This window comes from Tabrizicola sp. (assembly GCF_041911175.1).
Taxonomy (GTDB): Bacteria; Pseudomonadota; Alphaproteobacteria; order Rhodobacterales; family Rhodobacteraceae; genus Tabrizicola.
On the sequence record NZ_JAYRPN010000116.1, the window covers coordinates 24,650 to 46,750 of the forward strand.

23 protein-coding genes and 1 tRNA gene are annotated in these 22,101 nt (G+C 67.5%); 12 read left to right on the forward strand and 12 right to left on the reverse strand.

The genetic code is table 11. The features are described from left to right. Positions 1–41: 41 nt before the first annotated feature. Together cueR and ACE3P6_RS15750 are read right to left on the reverse strand one after the other, a co-directional pair. Positions 42–467, reverse strand: a complete 426-nt coding sequence (gene cueR, locus ACE3P6_RS15745) for a Cu(I)-responsive transcriptional regulator (RefSeq protein ID WP_374396835.1) — start codon at positions 465–467, stop codon at positions 42–44. Next, on the reverse strand, positions 464–2,899 hold the full coding sequence (locus ACE3P6_RS15750) for a heavy metal translocating P-type ATPase (protein WP_374396838.1): 2,436 nt from the start codon (positions 2,897–2,899) through the stop codon (positions 464–466). Before ACE3P6_RS15750 ends, cueR begins: the two co-directional genes overlap by 4 nt. Before the next feature lie 144 nt (positions 2,900–3,043). Here ACE3P6_RS15750 and ACE3P6_RS15755 point away from each other — a divergent pair, with 144 nt between their 5' ends. From ACE3P6_RS15755 to ACE3P6_RS15770, 4 genes are read left to right on the forward strand one after another with little or no spacing between them, the layout of a single operon-like run. Continuing rightward, positions 3,044–3,691, forward strand: a complete 648-nt coding sequence (locus ACE3P6_RS15755) for a CerR family C-terminal domain-containing protein (protein ID WP_374396841.1) — start codon at positions 3,044–3,046, stop codon at positions 3,689–3,691. A 58-nt stretch (positions 3,692–3,749) separates the two neighbouring features. Continuing rightward, positions 3,750–4,640: an HlyD family secretion protein gene (locus tag ACE3P6_RS15760; RefSeq protein WP_374396843.1), complete on the forward strand. Its 891-nt coding sequence runs from the start codon at positions 3,750–3,752 to the stop codon at positions 4,638–4,640. Further along, positions 4,637–5,557, forward strand: coding sequence for an ATP-binding cassette domain-containing protein (locus ACE3P6_RS15765; RefSeq protein WP_374396846.1), 921 nt, complete (start codon positions 4,637–4,639; stop codon positions 5,555–5,557). The genes ACE3P6_RS15760 and ACE3P6_RS15765 overlap by 4 nt, the downstream gene beginning before the upstream one ends. Further along, positions 5,554–6,702, forward strand: a complete 1,149-nt coding sequence (locus ACE3P6_RS15770; RefSeq protein ID WP_374396849.1) for an ABC transporter permease — start codon at positions 5,554–5,556, stop codon at positions 6,700–6,702. The genes ACE3P6_RS15765 and ACE3P6_RS15770 overlap by 4 nt, the downstream gene beginning before the upstream one ends. Positions 6,703–6,705: 3 nt before the next feature. On the opposite strand, the gene ACE3P6_RS15775 is transcribed toward ACE3P6_RS15770, so the two are convergent. Genes ACE3P6_RS15775 through ACE3P6_RS15805 form a run of 7 tightly spaced genes read right to left on the reverse strand, consistent with a single transcriptional unit; the run spans position 6,706 to position 14,439 of the window. Beyond that, positions 6,706–8,205 carry a M81 family metallopeptidase gene (locus ACE3P6_RS15775; protein WP_374396851.1) on the reverse strand — a complete coding sequence of 500 codons (1,500 nt, stop codon included), beginning with the start codon at positions 8,203–8,205 and terminating at the stop codon, positions 6,706–6,708. Between the two features lie 12 nt (positions 8,206–8,217). Beyond that, positions 8,218–9,165 (reverse strand): ABC transporter ATP-binding protein, encoded by a 948-nt coding sequence (locus tag ACE3P6_RS15780; RefSeq protein WP_374396853.1) that lies wholly within the window; start codon positions 9,163–9,165, stop codon positions 8,218–8,220. Continuing rightward, a complete protein-coding gene (locus ACE3P6_RS15785; protein WP_374396855.1) occupies positions 9,162–10,121 on the reverse strand; it encodes an ABC transporter ATP-binding protein in 960 nt (319 codons plus the stop codon). Before ACE3P6_RS15785 ends, ACE3P6_RS15780 begins: the two co-directional genes overlap by 4 nt. After that, complete coding sequence (locus ACE3P6_RS15790) at positions 10,118–10,957, reverse strand: ABC transporter permease (RefSeq protein WP_374396856.1); 840 nt, start codon at positions 10,955–10,957, stop codon at positions 10,118–10,120. Before ACE3P6_RS15790 ends, ACE3P6_RS15785 begins: the two co-directional genes overlap by 4 nt. Continuing rightward, positions 10,954–11,880 (reverse strand): ABC transporter permease, encoded by a 927-nt coding sequence (locus ACE3P6_RS15795; RefSeq protein WP_374396858.1) that lies wholly within the window; start codon positions 11,878–11,880, stop codon positions 10,954–10,956. The genes ACE3P6_RS15790 and ACE3P6_RS15795 overlap by 4 nt, the downstream gene beginning before the upstream one ends. Positions 11,881–11,907: 27 nt before the next feature. Further along, positions 11,908–13,488, reverse strand: coding sequence for an ABC transporter substrate-binding protein (locus tag ACE3P6_RS15800; RefSeq protein ID WP_374396860.1), 1,581 nt, complete (start codon positions 13,486–13,488; stop codon positions 11,908–11,910). A 24-nt stretch (positions 13,489–13,512) separates the two neighbouring features. Further along, positions 13,513–14,439, reverse strand: a complete 927-nt coding sequence (locus ACE3P6_RS15805) for a MurR/RpiR family transcriptional regulator (RefSeq protein ID WP_374396863.1) — start codon at positions 14,437–14,439, stop codon at positions 13,513–13,515. Positions 14,440–14,537: 98 nt separating this feature from the next. Here ACE3P6_RS15805 and menC point away from each other — a divergent pair, with 98 nt between their 5' ends. Together menC and ACE3P6_RS15815 are read left to right on the forward strand one after the other, a co-directional pair. After that, positions 14,538–15,671, forward strand: coding sequence for an o-succinylbenzoate synthase (menC, locus tag ACE3P6_RS15810; RefSeq protein WP_374396865.1), 1,134 nt, complete (start codon positions 14,538–14,540; stop codon positions 15,669–15,671). Continuing rightward, the gene (locus tag ACE3P6_RS15815; RefSeq protein WP_374396868.1) at positions 15,668–16,378 is read left to right on the forward strand and encodes a GNAT family N-acetyltransferase; all 711 of its coding nucleotides are present in this window, start codon (positions 15,668–15,670) and stop codon (positions 16,376–16,378) included. Before menC ends, ACE3P6_RS15815 begins: the two co-directional genes overlap by 4 nt. A gap of 39 nt (positions 16,379–16,417) precedes the next feature. Here the strand turns inward: ACE3P6_RS15815 and ACE3P6_RS15820 are convergent. Next, positions 16,418–16,503, reverse strand: a tRNA-Leu gene (locus ACE3P6_RS15820). Positions 16,504–16,624: 121 nt separating this feature from the next. On the opposite strand from ACE3P6_RS15820, the gene ACE3P6_RS15825 reads away from it, so the two are divergent. Then, positions 16,625–17,662 (forward strand): hypothetical protein, encoded by a 1,038-nt coding sequence (locus ACE3P6_RS15825; protein WP_374396870.1) that lies wholly within the window; start codon positions 16,625–16,627, stop codon positions 17,660–17,662. A gap of 12 nt (positions 17,663–17,674) precedes the next feature. Here the strand turns inward: ACE3P6_RS15825 and ACE3P6_RS15830 are convergent, their stop codons facing one another. Further along, positions 17,675–18,220: a LuxR C-terminal-related transcriptional regulator gene (locus ACE3P6_RS15830; protein ID WP_374396871.1), complete on the reverse strand. Its 546-nt coding sequence runs from the start codon at positions 18,218–18,220 to the stop codon at positions 17,675–17,677. Positions 18,221–18,338: 118 nt separating this feature from the next. Here ACE3P6_RS15830 and ACE3P6_RS15835 point away from each other — a divergent pair, with 118 nt between their 5' ends. The 3 genes from ACE3P6_RS15835 to ACE3P6_RS15845 are packed head-to-tail and all read left to right on the forward strand — an operon-like array spanning position 18,339 to position 19,964. Next, positions 18,339–19,043, forward strand: a complete 705-nt coding sequence (locus ACE3P6_RS15835) for a CoA transferase subunit A (protein ID WP_374396874.1) — start codon at positions 18,339–18,341, stop codon at positions 19,041–19,043. Further along, positions 19,043–19,684 (forward strand): 3-oxoacid CoA-transferase subunit B, encoded by a 642-nt coding sequence (locus ACE3P6_RS15840; RefSeq protein WP_374396939.1) that lies wholly within the window; start codon positions 19,043–19,045, stop codon positions 19,682–19,684. Before ACE3P6_RS15835 ends, ACE3P6_RS15840 begins: the two co-directional genes overlap by 1 nt. Next, positions 19,677–19,964 carry a GNAT family N-acetyltransferase gene (locus ACE3P6_RS15845; protein WP_374396877.1) on the forward strand — a complete coding sequence of 96 codons (288 nt, stop codon included), beginning with the start codon at positions 19,677–19,679 and terminating at the stop codon, positions 19,962–19,964. Before ACE3P6_RS15840 ends, ACE3P6_RS15845 begins: the two co-directional genes overlap by 8 nt. Here ACE3P6_RS15845 and ACE3P6_RS15850 read toward each other — a convergent pair. Then, a complete protein-coding gene (locus ACE3P6_RS15850; RefSeq protein WP_374396879.1) occupies positions 19,961–20,815 on the reverse strand; it encodes a lytic transglycosylase domain-containing protein in 855 nt (284 codons plus the stop codon). The two genes, ACE3P6_RS15845 and ACE3P6_RS15850, sit on opposite strands and share 4 nt — an antisense overlap. A gap of 348 nt (positions 20,816–21,163) precedes the next feature. On the opposite strand from ACE3P6_RS15850, the gene ACE3P6_RS15855 reads away from it, so the two are divergent. Both ACE3P6_RS15855 and ACE3P6_RS15860 read left to right on the forward strand, forming a co-directional pair. Continuing rightward, on the forward strand, positions 21,164–21,364 hold the full coding sequence (locus ACE3P6_RS15855) for a hypothetical protein (RefSeq protein ID WP_374396882.1): 201 nt from the start codon (positions 21,164–21,166) through the stop codon (positions 21,362–21,364). Positions 21,365–21,819: 455 nt separating this feature from the next. Continuing rightward, on the forward strand, positions 21,820–22,020 hold the full coding sequence (locus ACE3P6_RS15860) for a hypothetical protein (RefSeq protein WP_374396884.1): 201 nt from the start codon (positions 21,820–21,822) through the stop codon (positions 22,018–22,020). Positions 22,021–22,101 lie beyond the last annotated feature (81 nt).

The following is a 22,101-nucleotide window of genomic DNA, read 5'->3' on the forward strand; positions in this document are numbered from 1 at the left end:
TTTCGCGGAGAAGCGATCTGTCAACGGTTTTCGTTGGCGGGTCAGTTTGCCGTTTCCGCACAATGGGTTGCGGAAGGCCTTCCCCCAAGGTCATCCAGAATCGGGCAGTCCGGCCGGTCGTTTCCGGCGCAGGCACGGACCAGGGTTTGCAGCACCGCCTTCATTTCCTGCATCTCGCGGATGCGTGATTCGAGAGCCTCGACCTGCGCCTCGGCAAGCTGTTTCACGTCGGCGCTCGCCCTCTCGCGGTCGCGCCAAAGGGCGAGGAGGTCGGCCACCTTCTCCATCGGGAATCCCAGGTCGCGGGCCCGGCGAACGAAGCGCAGGATCTGCACCTCCTTCGGGCCATAGGTCCGGTAGCCCGACCCGGTGCGCCCGGCGGGCGGGATCAGGCCGGTCTCTTCGTAGTAGCGGATCATCTTCGCCGACACGCCGCTTTCGCGGGCGGCTTCCCCGATGTTCATCATGCGCGCACTCCATAGCGTTTCAGCCGCAGGGCATTGGTCAGGACGAAGACCGACGACATCGCCATCGCCCCCGCCGCCAGCACCGGGGACAGCAGGATACCGAAGGCCGGATACAGCACCCCCGCCGCCACCGGGATCAGCGCGGCGTTGTAGGCGAAGGCCCAGAACAGGTTCTGCCGGATGTTCCGCATCGTGGCGCGGGAAAGCCCGATGGCATCGGCCAGCGCGGGCAGGCGGCCCGAGACCAGCACCACATCCGCCGCCTCGATGGCGATGTCGGTGCCGGTGCCCATCGCGATACCCACATCCGCCTCGGCCAGCGCCGGGGCGTCGTTGATCCCGTCGCCGGCAAAGGCCAGCGACCCCTGCGCCTTCAGCTTGTGCAGCGCCTCGACCTTGCCTTCCGGCGTGACCTCGGCCACCACTTCGTCGATGCCAAGGTCCCGCGCGATAGCCCGTGCCGTCCGGGCATTATCGCCGGAGATCATCGCCAGCTTCAGCCCCAGCGTTTTCAGCGCGGCAATCGCCTGCGGGGTCGTGGGTTTCACCGTATCGGCCACCGCCAAAAGCGCCACAGCCCTGCCGTCCCGCGCGGCATAGATCGGGCTCTCGCCCCGGTCGGCCAGCCGCTCGGCCTCTGCCGCGAACCCCGCGATGTCCACACCCCGCTTGCCCATCTCGCGCGCCGAGCCAAGCGCAATCTCCGCGCCCCCGACCCGCGCCGAGACGCCGTGGCCGGGCTTGGCGAGGAAGCCCTCGACCGCCGGGAGCGTCAGCCCTTCCGCCGCCGCCACGATGGCACGGGCGACGGGATGTTCCGACTGCGCCTCGACCGCCGCCAGCACCGGCAGCAGCGCCTCTTTCGTCTCGCCCTCGGCGGGCTGGAAGCTGGTCAGCACCGGCTTGCCCTCGGTCAGGGTGCCGGTCTTGTCGAAAGCCACCACCTCAACCCCTTGCAGCGCCTGCAACGCCTCGCCCTTGCGGAAGAGGACCCCCAGCTCTGCCCCCCGCCCCGTCCCCACAAGGATCGACACCGGGGTCGCCAGGCCCATCGCGCAGGGGCAGGCGATGATCAGCACCGCCACCCCGTTGACCAGCGCCATCGGCAGCGACGGTGCAGGTCCGAAGGCCAGCCAGACAAGGAAAGTCAGCGCCGCAACCGCCATGACCGTCGGCACGAACCAGAGCGTGACCTTGTCGACCAGCGCCTGGATCGGCAGCTTGCCACCCTGCGCCGCCTCGACCATGCGGATGATCCGCGCCAGCATGGTGTCGGCGCCCACCGCGACCGCCTCCAGCACCAGCGCCCCGGTCTGGTTCACCGTGCCGCCGATCACCCGGTCGCCCGTGTGCTTTCCCACCGGCAAGGGCTCGCCCGTGACCATCGACTCGTCGATCCAGCTGGCCCCTTCGGCCACCCGGCCATCCACCGGCACCCGCTCGCCGGGCCGCAGTTCCAGCAAGTCACCCGGTCGCACCTCGGCCACCGGGACGTCCCGCACCTGCCCGTCCCGCCGCAGATGCGCGACCGAGGGTTGCAACCCCACCAGCCGCTCGATGGCGCGCGAGGACCGCCCCTTCGCCCGCGCCTCCAGAAGCCGCCCCAACAGGATCAGCGTCACGATCATCGCCGCCGCCTCGAAATAGACCGCGACCGAGCCGGGGGGCAGCAGCTCCGGCACAAAGGTCGCCAGCGTCGAATAGGCCCAGGCCGCGCCCGACCCCACCGCCACCAGCGACGACATGTCGGGCGCGCCCTTCAGCAGCGCCGGGATGCCCTTCACGAAGAACCGCCGCCCCGGCCCCGCCAGCACCAGCGTGGTCAGCACGAACTGGATCAGCCAGCTCGTCCCCTGGCCGATGGTCATCAGCACCCAATGGTGGAAGGCCGGGATCATGTGCGACCCCATCTCCAGCACGAAGACCGGCAGGGTCAGCACCGCCGCAAGGATCAGGTCGCGGCTCAGCCCCTCGGCCTCGCGCTCGCGGCGTTCGGTGACCGTCTCGACGCTGGCCGAGGCGATGCGCGCCGCGTAGCCCACGGCCTTCACCGCCTGGATCAGTGCCGCAGGATCAACCACCCCCTCCACCCGGGCGCTTTCGGTGGCAAGGTTCACCGTGGCCGTGCTGACGCCCGGCACCGCCTGCAGCGCGCGCTCGACCCGCGCGACGCAAGAGGCGCAGGTCATCCCCTCGATCGACAGCTCCTCGACGCGGGCCGGAACGTGGTAGCCCGCCTTCTCCACCGCGCCGATCAGCGCCTCGGGCGGGGCAAGGCCGGTGATCTCGGCAGTCTCGGTCGCCAGGTTGACGGCGGCCGAAGTGACCCCCGGCACGGCCTTCAGCGCCCGTTCGACCCGCCCCGCGCAAGAGGCGCAGGTCATGCCGGTGACGGGCAGGGCAACCGTGGTTTCGATGCGGGAAGCGATCATGGTCCGGTCCTCCTTCTGGTCGGGACCTTCCGCATATGAGGGTTCCCATGATGGGAAGGTCAAGACCCCGGACACACATTTCTGGCTTGACGCATGAGCATCCTCAGCCTTGCATTCAATCAAACGTTTGATTATCATTCCCCGATGACCGAATCCCCTCTCCCGCCCCCCGAGGGCACCCGCCGCGCGCTGATCGACGCGGGGCTGCGACTGTTCGGGCAACAGGGTTTCGCTGCCACCCCGGTGCGCCAGCTTGCAACCGAGGCCGGGGCGAACATCGCCGCCATCGCCTATCACTTCGGCAACAAGGACGGGCTGCGCCTCGCCTGCGCCGAGGAATTCGGGCGGCGTATGGCTGCGGCCATGCTTGCGGCTTCGGGCGCGACTGTCGGCACGGCCACGGAAGCACGCGCGGAATTGAAACGGCTGGTCCGGGGAATGATGGCATTCCTTCTGGGCAGCAGTGGCGCCAGCGAGATCGTCCCCTTCATGCTGCGCGAACTGGCCGAGGGCGGACCGGGCATCGACGCGGTCTATACCGGCTTTGCCGAACCGACCCACCGCAGGCTCTGCGCGCTTTGGGGGCTGGCCACCGGCACCGATCCCGAAGCCGACGCCACGCGCCTTGCCGTCTTCACGCTGATCGGCCAGCTCATGTATTTCCGCATCGGTCGCGATATCGTTGCCCGCCGCATGGGCTGGGCCACCGTGGACGCCGCCGGGATCGCCCAGATCGCCGACCGGATCACCCGCAATCTCGACGCCATGCTCGACACCGACGGAGGGCCCTGACGTGTTCCTTTGCGCAGTTCCGCTTGTCTCGTGGCTGTTTGCCAGTTGCGAACCGCCGATGCCGTTTGCCACGGGTTATGTCGAAGGCAACTACGTCCAGATCGCCCCGGTCGCGACCGCGCAGATCCTGGCCCTGACCGTCACCTCCGGTGATCGGGTGGCCAGCGGCCAGCCGCTTGTCGCCCTGGAAAAGCGCGATGCGGAAATCGCGCTGGCGCAGGCCGAAGCCGCGCTGTCGCGGGCGGACAGCCAGCTGGCCAATCTGCGCCAGGGCAAGCGGCCCGAGGAGATCCGGGTGATCGAGGCCTCGCTCGCCTCGGCCCGCGCCCAGGCCGGAGAAGCGCGCCGTACCGCCGACCGTCTGCTCGACCTTGCAGCGCGGGGTGTTGCGACCGAGACCCAGCGCGACGACGCCTCGACTGCGGCCGAGGTGGCCGAAGCCCGGGTCACCGAGATCGAGGCCAACCTTGCGGTCGCGCAACTCCCGGCCCGGCCGGACGAGATTGCAGCCTCCGAAGCCGCGCTGCGCGAGGCCACTGCCGCGCGCGACCATGCGCGCTGGCAACTGGACAAACGCGACCTGACCGCGCCTGCCGACGGAGTGATCACCGATGTCATCCGCCGCCCCGGCGAGATCGCGGTGGCGGGCCAGCCGGTCCTGTCGCTGCTGCCGGACGGCGCGGTCCGCCTGCGGCTCTATGTTCCCGAAGCCGCCATCGCCCGCATCGCACCGGGCAGCCAACTGTCGGTCCATTGCGACGGCTGCCCGCCCGACCTTGTCGCCACCATCAGCTATATCGCCGACGGACCCGAATTCACCCCGCCGGTGATCTACTCGGTCGACAGCCGCCAGAAGCTTGTCTACCTCGTCGAGGCAACGCCCGCCAACGGCTCAAGCCTCAAGCCTGGCCAGATCGTCGACGTCGACCTGCCGGAACCTGCGCCATGACCGCCGCCATCGACGTCCGCGGGCTGGTCAAGCGCTTCGGCGACCGCACGGTGGTCGACAACGTCTCGATGACGGTCGAGACCGGCGAGATCGCGGGCTTCCTCGGGCCGAACGGGTCGGGCAAGACGACGACGATCCGCCTGATGTGCGGCCTTCTGACCCCCGATGCAGGCGAAGGTCAGGTGCTTGGCTACGACATCCGGCGCGACCAGGCCGCGATCAAGCGCGAGGTCGGCTACATGACCCAGCGCTTCTCGTTCTACGAGGACCTGACCATCGAGGAGAACCTGAACTTCGTCGCCGGGCTCTATGCGCTCGACCCTGCGCGGCAGGCGGTCGCCGACACGCTGGCCGACCTGGGCCTGACGTCGCGCAAGCGGCAACTGGCGGGGTCGCTCTCCGGCGGCTGGAAACAGCGGCTGGCGCTGGCCGCCTGCATCATGCACCGCCCGCGCCTTCTGATGCTGGACGAACCCACCGCCGGGGTCGACCCCAAGGCCCGGCGTGAATTCTGGGATGAAATCCACCAGCTTGCCGCCGGGGGCCTGACCGTCCTTGTCTCGACGCATTACATGGACGAAGCGGAAAGATGCAACCGGATCAACTACATCGCCTATGGCAGGCTGATAGCTCGCGGCACCGTGGCTGAAATGGTGCGGGATGCGGGTCTGACGACCGTCATCCTGGAAGGCCCCGGCGTCGCCGAGGCATCGCGCCAGTTGCGGCAAATGCCCGGCGTCGACCAGGTGGCGGCTTACGGCAACACCCTCCATGTCATCGGCCGCGACGGCCCTGCCCTGATCCATGCGGCACGCGAGGTTGCGACCCGGACCGGCACGGTGATGACCGAGGCCGCGCCGAGCCTGGAAGACGTGTTCATCCAGTTGATGGGCGCTGCACAGGACAACGCGGCATGAGCCTGTCGTTCCAGCGGCTGTTCTCGCTGCGCAGGCTGCGCACGCTGATCACCAAGGAGGTGATCCAGATGCGCCGCGACCGGATCACCTTCGCGATGATGATCGGCGTGCCGCTGATGCAGCTGATGCTCTTCGGCTTTGCCATCAACAGCGATCCGAAGGGGCTGCCCGCAGCACTTGTCGCCCCCACCCAGGACCGCTTTACCCGCGCGATGGTCAGCGCGCTGGAAACAACCGGCTACTACCGCTTCACCCATGTCGGGCTGACTGCGGCCGAGGCCGAGTTCCTGATCTCGCGGGGGGATGTCAGCTTTGTCGTCACCGTGCCCTCCGACTTCGGCCACCGGGTCCTGCGTGGCGACCATCCGCAGATCCTGATCGAGGCCGATGCGACCGATCCCTCGGTGGCCTCGGGCGCGATCTCGACGCTGGGCACCGTGGCCGCCGACGCGCTTCTGCGCGAAACCGGGGGCGAGGCCGAGGCCCGCGCCCGCGCCGCCGCCCAGCTTTCGGTCGTGGTCCACCGCCGCTACAACCCCGAAGGTATCACCCAGTACAACATCGTCCCGGGCCTTCTGGGCGTCATCCTGCAGATGACGATGGTGATGATGACGGCAATGGCCCTGACCCGCGAAATCGAACGCGGCACGATGGAAAACCTGCTGGCGATGCCCGTCACCCCGGCCGAAGTGATGTTGGGCAAGGTCCTGCCCTATTTCGGCGTGGGCGCGGTTCAGGTGCTGGTCGTCCTGGGGGTTGCCCGGCTGGTCTTTCACGTTCCCTTCCTCGGCTCGCTTCCGCTTCTCTTGGCAGGTGTCGGGCTTTTCGTCATGGCGCTGGTGATCCTGGGCTACCTGATCTCCACCGTCGCGCGGACGCAGATGCAGGCCATGCAACTGACCTTCTTCTACTTCCTGCCCTCGCTCCTGCTGTCGGGCTTCATGTTTCCCTTCCGGGGAATGCCCGGCTGGGCACAGACCCTGGGCGAGATCCTGCCGCTCACGCATTTCCTGCGCTTCATCCGCGCCATCATGCTGAAGGGGGCAGACCTGTCGGCGGTGACGCAACACCTGGCGGTGCTGGCGCTTTTCGTCCTGATCTTCGCGGTGCTTGCCCTCAGCCGGTTCCGGCGCACCTTGGACTGACACTCAGGGCCAAGTCGTTTCCGGGTCCAGTGGCCAGACCGGGCGGCGGACCCGGACATAGGGCCGCAAATACGCCTGCGGGGTCGCCAGGGCACCGGAATCGCAGACGATGACCTTGCCCGCGATGGGTTCGAAAGCGGCGCGGAAATGCTGCATCGACTTGACCACCAGGAACCGCAGCCGCGTGGGCTCGATCCCGAAGGCGCGAACCTGCTGAAGATCGAGCATCTGTTCGTTCAGCGTGACGACAAGGATGTCGATTCCCTGCACCCGGAGGACGGCGGTCGGGCCGAAACTGTGGGTGATGCCGCCCAGGATCGGCCCGTCGCCGGTATAGGTGCCGTCCGACAGGTGAAGGATTTCGCCCGTCAGCCGCAGCGGCCCGCCGCCAAAGGCCGGGTCGCACTTGCCGCCAAGATCGAGCGTGACGGTCTCGCCCACCCGATGCCGATGCAGTTCAGCCGCCGCCTCGGGGTCGATCATCGGGGCAAAGGCGCCGCCCGTCGCCCCCGCCTCCAGCAGCGCCGCCAGCAGCGCCGTCGCATCGCCATAGGCCCCCGCGCCGGGGTTGTCGGCATAGTCGGCGATCACCAGCGTCCCCCCGCCCGCAGCAAGACCAACCGCCTCGACCGCCGCCGCCTCCGGGGTCAGGAAATCGTTCGAGACCGCGCCGCGCTGGTCCCAGATCACCTGCGCCAGCCCCCTTGCGATCTCGCCCGCCCGCGCCGCCCTGCCCTCGTCATGCGTGACCAGCACCGTCGGGCCCATTTCGCGGATATCCGCCTCCGAAAATCCTGCATTGATCGACACGGCCAGGATACCCGGCTCGGCCTCATGCGCGGCAGCCCGGTGATACAGCGCAGCCGTCTCGGGAACGTCGGTGCGCCCGGCATTGGCCTCGTCCAGCATCGGCAGGCCCAGGCGCAGGGTCCGGGGCCGGATTTCCTCCCGCATCGTCGCATCCAGCAGCCGCGCGGCATGGCGTCCGGTGACGCGCATGTCGACATGCGGATAGGTCTTGTAGCTGACCAGGATCTGCGCCTGATCGACCATCGCCTGTGTCACCATCGCATGCAGGTCCAGCGTCACGGCGATCGGCAGGCCCGGCCCCACCACCTCTCGCAGCCGCCGCAGCAGTTCGCCCTCGCCATCCTCGCAGAAGCTGGGCACCATCGACCCGTGCAGCGACAGAAGGATGCCGTCCAGCGTCGCCCGATGCGCGCGCGCCGCCTCAACGATGATCCCCGCCAGATGATCGAACGCCTCGCGCGAGACGCGCGCACCGGGGTTGGCGTGCGCGGAAACGCTATGCGTGATCCGCCAGCCCGCCGCGCGCCCCACATCCAGAAAGCCCGCAAGCTCGTCGTTCACGTCGCCGAAGCGGTCGATTGCCACCTGCCCTTCGTCCAGAACCTCGTCGCGGAAGTCCTGCAACCCGGTCTCGCCCTTCTTGAAGGTGTTGCTTTCATGGACGAACGAGCCGGTGAGGACGTGGAAGGGCATCGGAGGGGCCTTTCAGAGCGGGTGGAAACAGGCGACGGGGTGGTCGGGATCGGCGGAAAGGGCGGGGGTTTCGCGACGGCAGAGATCGGTCGCGCGGGGGCAGCGGGTGGCGAAGGCGCAGCCGGGAGGCAGGGCGAAGGGGCTGGGGATTTCGCCGGTCAGCGGCGCAAGGCGCTTGCGCTGCGCGGGGTCGGGGGCGAAGCGTGCCTCCATCAGCGCGCGGGTATAGGGATGGCGCGGACGGGCGGCGGGATCGGGCAGCACCTCGACCACGGCGCCCAGATACATCACCACGATCCGGTCGCAGAAATAGCGCACAAGACCAAGGTCGTGGCTGATGAACAGGTAGGTCAGCCCCAGCCGGTCGCGCAGCTCGGCCAGAAGTGCTACGATCTGCGCCTGGATCGACACGTCCAGGCTCGCGGTGGGCTCGTCCAGCACCACGAAATCGGGCTGAAGCGCAAGGGCGCGGGCGATGCCGACGCGCTGGCGCTGTCCGCCCGACAACTGATGCGGGTGGCTTTCCGCCATCGAACCGGGCAATCCCACCGCTGCCAGCATTCCGGCCAGCCGGTCGGGGGCAAGCGCCTCGCCCTGCACGCGGAACGGCTCTTCCAGCACGCGGGCCAGGGTGAAGCGGGGGTCGAGGCTGGAATAGGGGTCCTGGAACACCATCGCCATCCGCCGCCGCATCCGGCGCAGCTCGGCCGGCGGCAGGGCGGTAAGGTCGGTGCCGTCGAAGGTGATGCGCCCCGAGGTCGGCTCGATCAGCCGCAGGACCAGCCGGGCCAGCGTGGACTTGCCGCAGCCGCTTTCGCCGACGACGCCCAGGGCCTCGCCCTTGGCGATGGCAAGCGAGACATCGCGCACGGCCTGCATGCTGCGCGGGCGGGACAGGAAGCCGCCGCCGGACTGGAACTCCTTCGACAGGTGCTCGATGCGGATCAGGGGTGCGGTCATGCCGGGACCCCCGCATGGTGGCAGGCGACAGTGCCTTGCCCGTGGGGTTCGGCGCGGGGCACCGTGCTTCGGCACAGGTCGCTGGCGCGGGGGCAGCGGGGATGGAAGCGGCAACCGGCGGGCATCGCAAGGGCCGAGGGCACGGCACCGGGGATGCCGCGCAGGCTGCCCTTCGCCATCCCCTCCTGCGGGATGCAGCCGATCAGCGCGGCGGTGTAGGGATGGGCGGGGGCGGCGAAGATGCCGTCGACCGGGCCTTCCTCGGCCAGCCGCCCGGCGTAGAGCACCGCCACCCGGTCGCAGACCTGCGCCACCACCCCCATGTCATGCGTGATCAGCAAGAGCGCCACGCCCCGGTCGCGCACCAGCGCGCCGAGGATCTGGATGATCTGCGCCTGCACCGTCACGTCCAGCGCGGTGGTGGGCTCGTCCGCGATGATCAGGTCGGGTTCGCCCGCCAAGGCCATCGCGATGACGATGCGCTGCTTCATCCCGCCGGAAAGCTGGTGCGGGAAGGCCTCGGCGACCGAAGGCGCATCGGGGATGCGCAGCTGGGTCAGCAGCTCCAGCGTGCGGGTGCGCGCCTCTACCCGGGTCAGCCCCAGATGCAGGCGCGAGACCACGTCGACCTGTTCGCCGATCCGCTGCACCGGGTCGAGCGCGGTCATCGGGTTCTGGGTGACGAAGCCGATTCGCCGTCCGCGCAGGGCCCGGCGCTGGCCGTCGGTCATCGCGGCCATGTCCTGCCCGTCGAAGCGCACGGTGCCGCCGGTGACGCGCCCGCTGATCAGCGGCAGGAGGCCCATCGCCGCCATCGCCGTCAGCGACTTGCCCGAGCCGCTTTCGCCGACCAGTCCCACGATCTGCCCGCGGTCGACCTTCAGCGAGATGCCGTCCAGCAGCGCCGCCGAGCCGATGGCGACGCTCACCCCGGAAAGGTCCAGGAGCGCGGTCATGGCGCGCTCCGCAGTTTCTGGCGGATATCCAGCGCGGCGATCAGCGCGTCGCCGTAGAGGTTGATGGCAACGACGGTGATCGCGACGGCAAGGCCGGGGTAGATGATGATCCAGGGTGCCTTGAACACCAGGGCCGAGCCCGCCGACATCATGCCGCCCCAGCTGGGCACCGGCGGCTGCGCCCCAAGGCCGAAGAAGCCGAGCGTCGCCTCCAGGATGATGGCGTCGCCGGTTGCCAGCATGGCCGAGACGAGGACGGGGGCCAGCGCATTCGGCAGGAGATGGCGGAAGAGGATATGGGCGTTCGAGGCGCCAAGCGAGCGGGCGGCCTCGATGAAGGTCTCGCCCTTCAGGGTCAGGATCTGGGCGCGGGTCAGCCGAGTGAACTGCGCCAGGTAGGCGACCGAGATGGCGATCATCGTGCCAAGCGTGCCGGGGCCGATGATGGCGACCAGGATCAGCGCGATCAGGATTTCCGGGAAGGACCAGGTCAGGTCGACCACCACGGTGACCGCGCGGTCGAGCCAGCCGCCGAACCAGGCCGCCGCCGCTCCCAGCACCATGCCGCAGAAGACCGAAATCGCGATGGCGGTCGCGGCGACCGACAGCGAGGTCCGCGCGCCCCAGACGAGGCGGGTGAGGAGGTCGCGCCCGAATTCGTCGGTCCCGAGCCAATGCGCGGGCGAGGCCGGGCGGTAGGCATTGGGCAGGTCCTGCACGTCGAAGGCGTAGGGCGACAGGACTGGGGCAAGAAGGGCGGCAGCGATGACGAGGAGCAGCCACGACCCGGCCAGCCCGCCCTGTGGCTTCTGCAGGGCGCGGAGGGGCGCGATCATGTCAGGGCCGCCCGCACCCGCGGGTCCATCGCGGCCTGCAGGATGTCACCCAGAAGCGTGCCCAGCATCACCGCCATCGCCAGCATCAGGAGGCAGGCCTGCACCACCGGATAGTCGTGCTGGCTGAGCGACTTGATCAGCAGTGTCCCCAGCCCGGGGCGGGCGAAGACCACCTCCACCGTGACGGCCCCGCCGAGGACCCAGCCGATCCGCAGGGCCAGGATCGTCACCACCGGGATCAGCGCATGGCGCAGGACGTGGCGCAGCTGGATGCGCAGCGGCGACAGGCCCTTGGCGTGCAGGAGCATCACGAAGTCGCGCCCCGAGGCCTCGATCATCGCGACGCGGGTGATGCGCGCGACCAATGCGGTGCCGCCAAGGCCGATGGTCAGGACCGGCAGGACCAGCGACTGCCAGCCCCGCGCGCCCGAGACGGGGAACCAGCCGAGCTGGACCGAGAAGACCAGCATCAGGATCAGCCCGAGCCAGAAGCTTGGCATGGTCGACCCGACGAGGACGCCGCCCATGATCGTGCGGTCGAGCCAGCGGTCGCGGTTCAGCGCGGCGATCACCCCCAGCCCGACGCCGACGAGGGTAGAGAAAAGCAGCGCATAGCCGCCAAGCCGCAGCGAATGCGGCAGGGCCTGGGCGATCAGGTCTGCCACCGGCCGCCGCGCGACAATGGCAGTGCCGAGGTCGCCCTGCACGACCTTGGACAGCCAGATGCCGTATTGGACCGGCAGCGGGCGGTCGAGGCCATAGCGCGCCTCCATCTCGGCCCGGGCGGTGGGGGAGGAGCCGGGTTTCAACAGGTTGTCGATCGGGTCGCCGGGGATGAAGTGGAGGATCGAGAAGATCACCACCGAAACGGCAAGGAACACCGGGATCAGCATCAGGACCCGTCGGATCAGCCAGGACAGCATGCCGGTGTTCCCCCTTCTCGCTTTCGCTTACTCCTTCACCTCCATGTCCATGAAGGCCGCCACGCCCACGTCCGGCGCGTTCAGCGGGTCGGGCATGACGATCCGGTCGGCGTTGTAGGCGACGTTCGTCACCGGCTGGTAGATCGGCGCCATCGGGAACTGGGTCAGGACGTATTCATGATAGGCGGTGAAATTCGCCACCCGCTCCTCCATGTTCTTCGATCCGGTCATCGCCGTCGCGCGCAGCTCTTCCGCCTTGGGATCGTTGAACATCGACACGTTCGGATAGCCCAGCCGGTCGCCGCCGAAGAACCAGTCGACGATATCGGCATTGTCCCAGGTGTAGGACCGCACCGCCAGCTGCTGCTCGCCGGTCTTGTACTGGTCGCGGATCATCGAACTGTCGAAAGTGGTGATCTCGGCCTCGATCCCGACGGCCTTCAGCTCGGCCTGCACCACTTCGGTCAGGCGGCGGAAAATGCTGTCGCTTTGGGTCCAGAGGCTGACCTTCAGCGGCTGGCCGTCCTTGGCGCGCACCCCGTCCGCCCCCATCACCCAGCCCGCCTCGTCCAGCAGCGCGTTGGACCGGGCCGGGTCGTAGTGGATCTTGGCGCTGTCCGAGACATGGCTTTCCGGCAGGGCCGAGATCAGGAAGGTGTCGGCAATCGACCCGACGCCGCCGAAGACGGAGGCGAGGATTTCCTTCTGGTTGATCGCCTTCGCCGCCGCCTCGCGCACGCGGATGTCGTCGAACGGCGGCTTGGTGACGTTGATCGGCATGTAGTAGACGTCCGCCCCCGGCTTGGTCAGGATCGCCAGGTTGGCCTCTTTCTTCACCTCGCCCAGAAGGTCGGCCGGTACGCCCAGAAGCAGGTCGACCCCGCCGGTCTTCAGCTCCAGGAACGCCGTCGAATCCTCGGCGATTTCGCGGAAGGTCAGCTTGGCGATCTTGGCCGGGCCCTTGTTCTGCGCGACCGACGGCCCCCAGGCGTAGTCGTCGTTGCGGACCAGGACGGTTTCCTGGCCGATGGTGAAGCTTTCCAGCTTGTAGGGGCCGGTGCCGTAGACCTCGGTCACGCCGTAGTTGTCGCCAAGCTCGGCATAGGACTTCGGCTCGATCACGTTCATGAAGGTCGAGGACAGGTTGTAGAGCAGGTTCGGCTCGGGCCGCGACATGACGAACTTGACGGTGTGGTCATCCACCACCTCGACCGAGGCGACCGCTTCGGCCATGTAGGCGTTCTCGCTGCCGGCCTTGAAGATGTCGATCCACTGCTTGATCGTGTCGGCGGTGAAGGGCTCGCCGTTGTGGAACTTGACGCCCTGTTTCAGGTGGAAGGTCCAGGACATGCCGTCGGGCGCTTCCTCCCAGCTTTCGGCCAGCCAGGGCTGAAAGGACAGGTCCGCCGCCTGCGCCACCAGGCGGTCGAAGATCAGGCCCGTCGCCGTGTTCAGCATCGAGGCCTTGATCGGGTTGTAGGTGGGGGCTCCCACCTCGTTGGTATTCAGGACGATCACCGCCTCCTGTGCCAGCGCGGCATTGCCCGCCAGAAGCGCGGCAAGGCTGACGGTTGCGGACAGCAGGGTCTTGCGGAAGGGGAAGGTCATGGTGGGTCCTTTCTGTTGGATATGTCAGGTCTTGCCCGGGTTTCGCCCCGGAACGGTATGTCCGATGAAATCGCCGTAGAGCGCCGAGACGCGGGCCATCCGCTCCTCCACCCCGGCGCCAAGCTCGCGGAAGACCCCGTTCACCAGCAGGCCGATGAGCGAGGACATCGCGCTGGTGGTGTCCCAGAAATGGTTGAGGTCGGTCGGCACCGCGAACAGATCGGTGACAAGGCCGGGCGCCCAGTCGCAGTAGGGGTCGGTGATCAGCGTCACCGGACTGCCCTCGTCGCGCGCGGCCAGCGCCAGGTCGCGGGTCAGCCGCGAATAGCGGCGGCCGTCGATCAGGACCAGCGTGGTGTCGGCAGGGTCGGACAGCAGCACTTCGGCGAAATGCCCGCCCGAAACATCAGCCAGATGCACGCCCGCCCGCAGGTATTGCAGGTTGTGCACCAGTTCCGCCGCGTGGCCGCGTTCGGTCTGGAAGCCGGCCACCCAGACCGACCGCCGCCGGGCCAGCCGCTGCACGGCGGTGGCGAAGGCGGGCGTCGCGGCAAGCTCGTAGACCGTCACCAGCGTCGCGATCTCCTGCTCCAGCGCGCGGGCAAGTTCGGCGTTGCCCTGCTGGCTGCGGCGGTGGAAATCCTTCAGCCGGTCGCCGATCAGCCAGGCCTTTTCGCCCAGATCGACCTGCAGGCTGGATTTCAGGTCCTTCAGATGCCGATAGCCGATCGACCGGCAGAACCGCCCGACCGAGGCTTCCGAGACGCCGACCTTGGTCGCGACCGTCGCCGCCGTCTCGAACGGCAGCGAAGGCAGGTTCGCCAGCAGGTAATGCGCCAGGGTCCGCTCGGCCGGGGTGCCGGTTTCCGTCGCCTGGCCCAGTCTTTGCCGCAGGTCGCCGGACGGGGCATCGCCCGTATCCTCCACCCCCCGAAGCTCGACCTGGTCCATCGGCTCTCCCCCCGCTTGAAGGGAAGCGTGTCAGGAATCTTTCATTCGGTCAACGATGCAAGTAAGCTGAAATGAATGCCCCACAGCGGAGGACCGCGATGCCCGACCCGACAGCACCCCGCGCGCCCCTGCGGATCGACGGCGCCACGTTGCGTCTGGTGCGGCTGCCGCTGGTCACGCCCTTCACCATCGCCACCGGCACGCTGACGGAAAAGGTGTTTCCCCTGTTGACCTTGCGGGCCGACGGGCTGGAGGGCCATGCCGAGGGGGTGATGGACCCGCTGCCCGACTACCTGGAGGAAACGGTGGCGGGGGCGATGGACCTGTTGGCGACGGCGCTGATCCCGCAGGTGCTGGGGAAAAGCTTCGCCCACCCCGAATCGCTTGCGCGGCTTTTCACCCCCTGGCGGGCGAATTTCATGGCGCGGGCGACGGTCGAGATGGCGTTCTGGGACCTATGGGCCAAGTCTCTGGGCCTGCCGCTGCAGACCGTGCTGGGCGGCGAGGGCGATGCCGTCGACGTGGGCGTGTCGCTGGGGATCGGCCCGGTCGCGGGCACGCTGGACCGGGTGGCCGCGCATCTGGCGCAGGGCTACAAACGCATCAAGCTGAAGGTGAAGCCGGGCCATGACATCGCGCTCCTGCAGGCCGTGCGGCGCGACTTCCCCGATGCGCATCTGACCGTCGATGCCAACTGCTGCTACACGCTGGCCGACAGCGACCTGATCCGCCGGATGGACGATTTCGCGCTGGACTATATCGAGCAGCCGCTGGCCTGGGACGACATCCACGACCACGCCACCCTGCAACAGCGCATCCGCACGCCGCTCTGCCTCGACGAATGCATCCGCACGGTGGAGCATGCCCGCAAGGCGCTGCAGACCGATGCGGCGCGGGTGATCAACATCAAGGTCGGCCGGTCCGGCGGGCATACGGCGGCGCGGCAGATCCATGACCTCTGCCAGGCCTGGCAAGTGCCGGTCTGGTGCGGCGGGATGCTGGAATCCGGCATCGGTCGGGCGCACAACATCCACCTCTCGACCCTGCCGAACTTCACCAAGCCGGGCGACACCTCCTCGGCCAGCCGCTACTTCACCCGTGACATCGTCGAGGAAAAGCTGGAATGCGTCGAAGGCCGGATGCCCGTCCCGAAAGGCCCCGGCATCGGCGTCACGCTTGACCTCGACTACCTCGCCACCGCCACGCTTTCGACACGAGAATTCCGCCCATGACTGACGTCACTTTCCGCGACCTGCGCGACATGGCCGAGTTCCGCGCCGCCGAAGAGCTTCAGCGCCAGGTCTGGGGCGAGGGCGACCAGCCCGATCCCGCAGACCTGATGTTCGTCATCCAGGCCGAAGGCGGCCTTGTCGGCGGGGCCTGGGCCGAGGGGCGGCTCCTCGGCTATGTCTTCGGCTTCCCCACCCGCGACCCGCAGGTCCAGCATTCGCACCGGCTTGCCGTCCTGCCGCAAGCGCGCGGCCTCGGCCTCGGCCTCCGGCTCAAGGCCTACCAGCGCGACTGGTGCCTGAACCACGGCATCGCCCGCGTGCATTGGACCTTCGACCCGCTGCGCGCGGTGAACGCCAGCCTGAACATCCACAGCCTCGGCGCCGAATCCGATACCTACCTGCCCGACTATTACGGCGAGATGGCCGGGATCAACGCGGGCCTCGGGTCGGACCGGCTCCTGGTCGACTGGGACCTCGCCTCGGCCAAGGTCGCTGCCCTGACCGCGCGCAAACCGCCGCCCGAGGCGGACGGCACCCCCCTGCCGCTGTCCCTTCCCGATGATGTCGAGGCCCTGGCCCGCACCGATCCCGCCCGGCTCGAAGCCCTCCGCCACGACCTGCGCCGCCGCCTGCAGGAAGCCTTCGCCGCAGGGCAGCGCATCACCGGCTTCGACCGCGAGACCCGCCGCTACCTCCTGTCGCGCTGAACGACCGGTCACCATCCGCACAGGAAGGCCTGACAACGATGGTGCCCGCGGCCGGACTTGAACCGGCAAGGCCTTGCAGCCGAGGGATTTTAAGTCCCCTGTGTCTACCATTTCACCACGCGGGCAGCGGCTGCGACCTTAGCTTCTGCCCAAGCCGGGAAAAGCCCGCAGCTTGCCTTTCTCCGTCGATACCGACTAGCTTGCGGCCCACCATCCCGGCCCACCATCCCTGCCCGTCGGAGCCCCATGCCCGCAGCCCCCCATGCCGTCACATCGACCCTGTCGCGCGACATCGTCGCAGCCTCGCTGGACCATCTCGTGCGGATCACCCTGCCCGGCGGCCGCTTCATCTATGCGCACGAGATGGGCGACACCGACCAACGTCACGACGGCTACAATCTTCTGCGGCACTGCGGGACGCTCTGGTTCATGGCCCGCGCCGCAAACGAGACTGACCGGGAGCAGACCGACGCCACGCTGGAAGCCATCCGGCGCGCCACCGGCTTCCTCGGTCGCAAGCTGGAACCCGCGCCCTGGGCCCGGCCGGACCAACCCAGCCTCGCCCTGGTCGGCAAGGGCATGGTCAAGCTTGGTGGGCTGGGCCTCGGCCTTCTGGCCCTGTCGGAAGCAGGCCGGATCACAGCGCTTGACGGCAAGCTGACGGACCTGCCCCTTGGCCTGGACGAAACCGCAACCCGGATGCGCCGCTACGCGCTGGACGAGATCGACGGCGACGACTTCCGCCACAAGCGCATCCTCGCCACCGGGGAAGTCACCCCCTTCCGGTCCGACTACTATACCGGCGAAGCAATCTTCGGCCTGCTGGTGAGCGGCCCCGCCGATACCGAACTGACGCGCGTCACCACCGCGCTGATGCGGCGCGGCTACGGCTGGGCGCAGCAAAGTCACTGGATGGCCTATGCCGCCTGCGAGGCAGTGGAACGCGAGATCGTCCCGAAGACGCTTGGCGCGACCTACCTGACCGGGCTGATGGAGGCGATCCTCGGCGATGCGCTCTATCGGTCCCGCCGCCAGTCCACCCCCATCGCCTGCCGCACCGAGGCTTTGACCCGCGTCCTGCTGCTGGCCCGTCGCTTGCCCGGCCTTCTGTCGGCCGACCTTCTGGCCAGGGTTCGCGCCCATGCGGCGGAAAACCTCGCCCTGCAGCTCGACTGGTACAGGGACGGTCAGTTCCAGCAGGGCGACGACGCGCGCAAGGTGCAGATCGACTACATCCAGCACAACGCCACCGCCTTCCTGCACTGGGCCCAGCTGGAAGCCTGAAACCGGCGAACGCTACCCCGCCGCCAGCAACCGGCTGACCAGTTCGAAGCTGTTCCTGACCCCCATCTTGCGGATCATGTTCGCCCGGTGGACCTCCACGGTGCGCGGCGAAGACCCCATCGCCAGCGCGATCTCCTTCGAGGTGAAGCCGTTCACCAGATAGCGCGCGATCCGCTTTTCCGTCGCCGTCAGCGGCCCCGCCCCCGTCCCGCCCGTCTCCAGTGGCCGATAGGTCCAGATCGCCAGCCGCTGTGGATCGTCGCGGTCCAGCGCCGTGCCGTGGCCCTCCATCCACACCACCTGCCCGTCCTTCCGCCGCATGAAGCGCTCATCGCGGTAGACCGGCACCGCCCCCATCGCCTTCCGTGCCCGCTCGCCGATCAGCTCATAGTCCGTCTGGCCCGGATAAAGCAGCCGGATCGACTGCCCCTCCAGCTCGCGCGGGGGCCAGCCGAACACCGCCTCCACCCGCAACGAGGCCCGCAGGATCACCCGCTCGGACAGGATCAGCGTCGCATCCGGCGCGTGCTGGAAGGCCAGCCGTTCAATGTCGCGCATTCCTGCCCTCTACTTAGCCATATAAGTATTCTTACGGATGGCAGCCCCCGGCGCAATCTTTCAGGATCAGCGCAGGCCGATGGTCCCGCAACAGCCGGGACCGCGGGAGGAGAACATCATGGACAAGATCTACCCCAGCGCCGCCGCGGCCCTCGACGGGCTTCTGCACGACGGCATGCTCATCGCCTCCGGTGGCTTCGGCCTCTGCGGCATCCCCGAGCTTCTGATCGCCGCCATCCGCGACGCGGGCACCAAGGGCCTCACCGTCGCCTCGAACAATGCGGGCGTCGATGGCTTCGGCCTCGGGCAACTCCTGGAAACCCGGCAGGTCAGGAAGATGATCTCGTCCTATGTGGGCGAGAACGCCGAATTCATGCGCCAGTATCTGTCGGGAGAGCTGGAGCTGGAATTCAACCCGCAGGGCACGCTTGCCGAACGGATGCGGGCGGGTGGTGCAGGCATCCCCGGCTTCTACACCGCGACCGGCGTCGGCACCGTGATCGCCGAGGGCAAGGAACACCACGACTTCGACGGCAAGACCTATATCCTCGAACGCGGCATCGTCGCCGACCTTGCCATCGTCAAGGCCTGGAAGGCGGACCCCTCGGGCAACCTCGTCTTCCGCAAGACCGCGCGCAACTTCAACGTCCCCGCCGCCACCTGCGGCAAGACCTGTGTGGTCGAGGTCGAGGAAATCGTGCCGCTGGGCTCGCTTGACCCTGACACCATCCACCTGCCGGGGATCTACGTCCACCGCATCATCACCGGCAAACACGAAAAGCGGATCGAGAACCGCACCACCCGCAAGCGGGAGAACGCATGATGGCCGAGGAAACCAAAGGCTGGGACCGCAACGGCATGGCCGCCCGCGCCGCGCAGGAACTTCGCGACGGCACCTATGTGAACCTTGGCATCGGCATCCCGACGCTGGTGTCGAACTACATCCCCAAGGGTGTCAGCGTCACCCTGCAATCCGAGAACGGGATGCTCGGCATGGGACCCTTTCCTTTCGAGGGTGAGGAGGATGCCGACCTGATCAACGCCGGCAAGCAGACCATCACCGAACTGCCGCAGACCGCCTATTTCGACTCTGCGCAGTCCTTCGCGATGATCCGCGGCGGCAAGATTGCAATGGCGATCCTGGGCGCGATGGAAGTGGCCGAGAACGGCGACCTCGCGAACTGGATGATCCCCGGCAAGCTTGTGAAGGGCATGGGCGGCGCGATGGACCTCGTCGCGGGCGTCGGTCGCGTGGTCGTGGTGATGGACCACACCTCGAAGCACGGTGAGTCGAAAGTGCTGAAGGCTTGCACCCTGCCACTCACCGGCAAGGCGGTGGTCAACCGGATCATCACCAACCTTTGCGTCCTCGATGTCGTCCCGGGCGGCCTGAAGCTGGTCGAATGCGCCCCCGGTGTCACCGCAGCCGAGGTGCGCGCAGCAACGGAGGCGACAATTGTCTGACCACATCGTCACCCGCGAACATGGGGAAACCAAGGGCCGCTTCGTCATCCGCAAGGATGGGGACGAGGCGGAACTGACCTATTCGGTCACCACGCCCACGCTGATCATTGCTGACCACACCGGCGTCCCGGACAGTTTCCGGGGCACCGGCGCGGGTCTTGCATTGGTGGAAGCGCTCGTGGCGGCGGCCCGGAAGGACGGCTTCAAGGTCGTCCCCCTCTGCCCCTTCGTGAACGCCACGCGGAAGAAACACCCCGAATGGGCTGACGTCTTCGTCTAAAGCCCGGCAATGTCGGTGCGGAAGATGCAGGGGTCCGTCACCAGCATCGGCTGGCTGACGCAAAGCCCCTGCGCCACCTGCCAGGCGGCCAGCACCTTCGGCACATAGTCCCGCGTCTCGGCATAGGGCGGCACGCCGGAATTGGCGCGCACCGCCCCTTCGCCCGCGTTGTAGGCCGCCAGCACCATCACCGGATCGTTGTCGAACTCCTTCAACAGCCAGTCCAGATAGGCCACGCCGCCCTGGATGTTCTGCACCGGGTCGGTCGCATCCTTCACCCCGAACCGCTCTGCGGTCGCCGGGATCAGCTGCATCAACCCCACCGCGCCCGCCGAGCTGACCGCGTCCGACCGGCCCGCGCTCTCGATCCCGATCACCGCCAGCACCAGCGCGGGCGAGACATTGGTGTCCAGCGTCGCACGCAGGATGTCCTTGCCATATTCGTCCGCCACTTCCTGCATGTGCTGCAGGCGCGGCGCACCCACCACCGTGCCGTCCGGCCCGTCCGACAGCGAGGCCAGCGCCAGGTCGAAGCGGTCAGCCTTCGCCCCGATGTCGGTCGGCACCTTGTCCCAGTACCAGGCATAGGACGACGCCGGGGCGACAGCCGGCCCCGGCTTTCCGGTCGCCTCGTCCGCAGCCTTCTGATCCTCGTGGTCATGCACCGGGCTCGGGTCCACCTTCGGCAGGGCCGCCAGGTAGCGCGCCTGTTCTTCGGGGTCGATTTGCACCGTGATCCGCTTGCCGGGCAGGCCACCGACCTTGATCCGCTTGAAGGTGAAGTCGTCCGCACCTGCCGCCAGCGGGGCGGAGACGCAGAGAATCGCTGCGATCCACGAGATCTTTTGCATTTTGGTGGCCTGCTCGCCTTGTCGTTTTGCCGGAAGAATCGCAGCTTCCCCCACCGTCGGCCAGCAGTTTTGCACCCCAATCATGGCAATTCTGCCCGAATTGACCGAAAAACCACGTACTATCACCTAAAGATGAACAGGGTCCTAAGATTTCTTTTCTTTGTTTTCTGTACCTTAGCCATTTCCATCGCACCCTTCGGCCTTGTCCTGAAAATATCGGCCATTGTCCAAACTGATGCCACGTTTGGGGGGCCATATAAGGTCATACCGAACGAGAACGGCAGGATCGAAAGGCCAGATCGAAGCGGTTGACCCACAGTTTGATGCTCCTCAGAAAGGGACAAGACCATGACCAAATTCTCCGCTTTCCTGAAAGACGAAGCCGGCGCCGTGACCGTTGACTGGGTGGTTCTGACCGCCGCCGTCGTGGGCCTCGGCCTCCTGATCTTCACGTTCGTCCGCCCGGCCGTCTCGAACCTGGCCGGGGCGATCGCCACCGAACTGGAAAGCGCCAAGACCTGCATGACCTCGGACGGCAAGACCTGCTGATCTGACGATCCGTCTGACGAACGACTGGCCACGCTTCGCAAGAAGCGTGGCCAGTTGCATATCCGGGCCAGGCTGGCCGCTGTCTCCGGCGAGACCGACGGCCCGGCCCGCAACCAGGCCTGAGCGCACGCGGCATGTGGTCACCGCCTCTCCGAATCGGTACCCCTCGCTTTCCCGCAGTTTCCGGGTTCAATGGGCGAAAACGCCCCAGATTATGTCAGGCGCTCGCCACAATCCGACCCCGCCAGCGGCAGCGTGACGTAAATTTTTCTTTATAATCATTTTGATAGATCGAATCCCGACCGTCAGCAGCCATGTTGGATTTTTCCAGCCCAGTCCAAAATCCTGCCACGATTCGCTGGCTATATATGTCCATACCGAGCGACAGTGGCGCGACACTTCGCCAGTTCGACGCGGTTTCGAGGCACCTGAACACCTTTGAAAGGGAAATGACCATGACCAGGCTCTCCGCTTTCCTGAAAGACGAAACCGGCGCCGTGACCGTTGACTGGGTGGTTCTGACCGCCGCCGTCGTGGGCCTCGGCCTCCTGATCTTCAACTTCGTCCGCCCGGCCGTTTCGAACTTGGCCGAGCAGATCGGCACCGAATTGGAAAGCGCCAAGACCTGCATGACCTCGGACGGCAAGACCTGCTGATCCAACCACGATCATTCGACCACGGGGCTGCGCTTCAACGGGAGGGCGGCCCTTCATGTTTTGGCTGTTCTGCCCCGACGA

Coding starts and splice junctions, on each gene's coding strand:
- ACE3P6_RS15770 (WP_374396849.1), top strand. CDS start 5,554: ATGAGCCTGTCGTTCCAGCGGCTGTTCTCGCTGCGCAGGCTGCGCACG.
- ACE3P6_RS15790 (WP_374396856.1), bottom strand. CDS start 10,957: ATGATCGCGCCCCTCCGCGCCCTGCAGAAGCCACAGGGCGGGCTGGCC.
- ACE3P6_RS15775 (WP_374396851.1), bottom strand. CDS start 8,205: ATGCCCTTCCACGTCCTCACCGGCTCGTTCGTCCATGAAAGCAACACC.
- ACE3P6_RS15800 (WP_374396860.1), bottom strand. CDS start 13,488: ATGACCTTCCCCTTCCGCAAGACCCTGCTGTCCGCAACCGTCAGCCTT.
- ACE3P6_RS15825 (WP_374396870.1), top strand. CDS start 16,625: ATGCCCGCAGCCCCCCATGCCGTCACATCGACCCTGTCGCGCGACATC.
- ACE3P6_RS15780 (WP_374396853.1), bottom strand. CDS start 9,165: ATGACCGCACCCCTGATCCGCATCGAGCACCTGTCGAAGGAGTTCCAG.
- ACE3P6_RS15860 (WP_374396884.1), top strand. CDS start 21,820: ATGACCAGGCTCTCCGCTTTCCTGAAAGACGAAACCGGCGCCGTGACC.
- ACE3P6_RS15755 (WP_374396841.1), top strand. CDS start 3,044: ATGACCGAATCCCCTCTCCCGCCCCCCGAGGGCACCCGCCGCGCGCTG.
- ACE3P6_RS15850 (WP_374396879.1), bottom strand. CDS start 20,815: ATGCAAAAGATCTCGTGGATCGCAGCGATTCTCTGCGTCTCCGCCCCG.
- ACE3P6_RS15765 (WP_374396846.1), top strand. CDS start 4,637: ATGACCGCCGCCATCGACGTCCGCGGGCTGGTCAAGCGCTTCGGCGAC.
- ACE3P6_RS15805 (WP_374396863.1), bottom strand. CDS start 14,439: ATGGACCAGGTCGAGCTTCGGGGGGTGGAGGATACGGGCGATGCCCCG.
- ACE3P6_RS15855 (WP_374396882.1), top strand. CDS start 21,164: ATGACCAAATTCTCCGCTTTCCTGAAAGACGAAGCCGGCGCCGTGACC.
- menC (WP_374396865.1), top strand. CDS start 14,538: ATGCCCGACCCGACAGCACCCCGCGCGCCCCTGCGGATCGACGGCGCC.
- ACE3P6_RS15795 (WP_374396858.1), bottom strand. CDS start 11,880: ATGCTGTCCTGGCTGATCCGACGGGTCCTGATGCTGATCCCGGTGTTC.
- ACE3P6_RS15785 (WP_374396855.1), bottom strand. CDS start 10,121: ATGACCGCGCTCCTGGACCTTTCCGGGGTGAGCGTCGCCATCGGCTCG.
- ACE3P6_RS15835 (WP_374396874.1), top strand. CDS start 18,339: ATGGACAAGATCTACCCCAGCGCCGCCGCGGCCCTCGACGGGCTTCTG.
- ACE3P6_RS15750 (WP_374396838.1), bottom strand. CDS start 2,899: ATGATCGCTTCCCGCATCGAAACCACGGTTGCCCTGCCCGTCACCGGC.
- ACE3P6_RS15760 (WP_374396843.1), top strand. CDS start 3,750: ATGCCGTTTGCCACGGGTTATGTCGAAGGCAACTACGTCCAGATCGCC.
- ACE3P6_RS15840 (WP_374396939.1), top strand. CDS start 19,043: ATGGCCGAGGAAACCAAAGGCTGGGACCGCAACGGCATGGCCGCCCGC.
- cueR (WP_374396835.1), bottom strand. CDS start 467: ATGATGAACATCGGGGAAGCCGCCCGCGAAAGCGGCGTGTCGGCGAAG.
- ACE3P6_RS15815 (WP_374396868.1), top strand. CDS start 15,668: ATGACTGACGTCACTTTCCGCGACCTGCGCGACATGGCCGAGTTCCGC.
- ACE3P6_RS15830 (WP_374396871.1), bottom strand. CDS start 18,220: ATGCGCGACATTGAACGGCTGGCCTTCCAGCACGCGCCGGATGCGACG.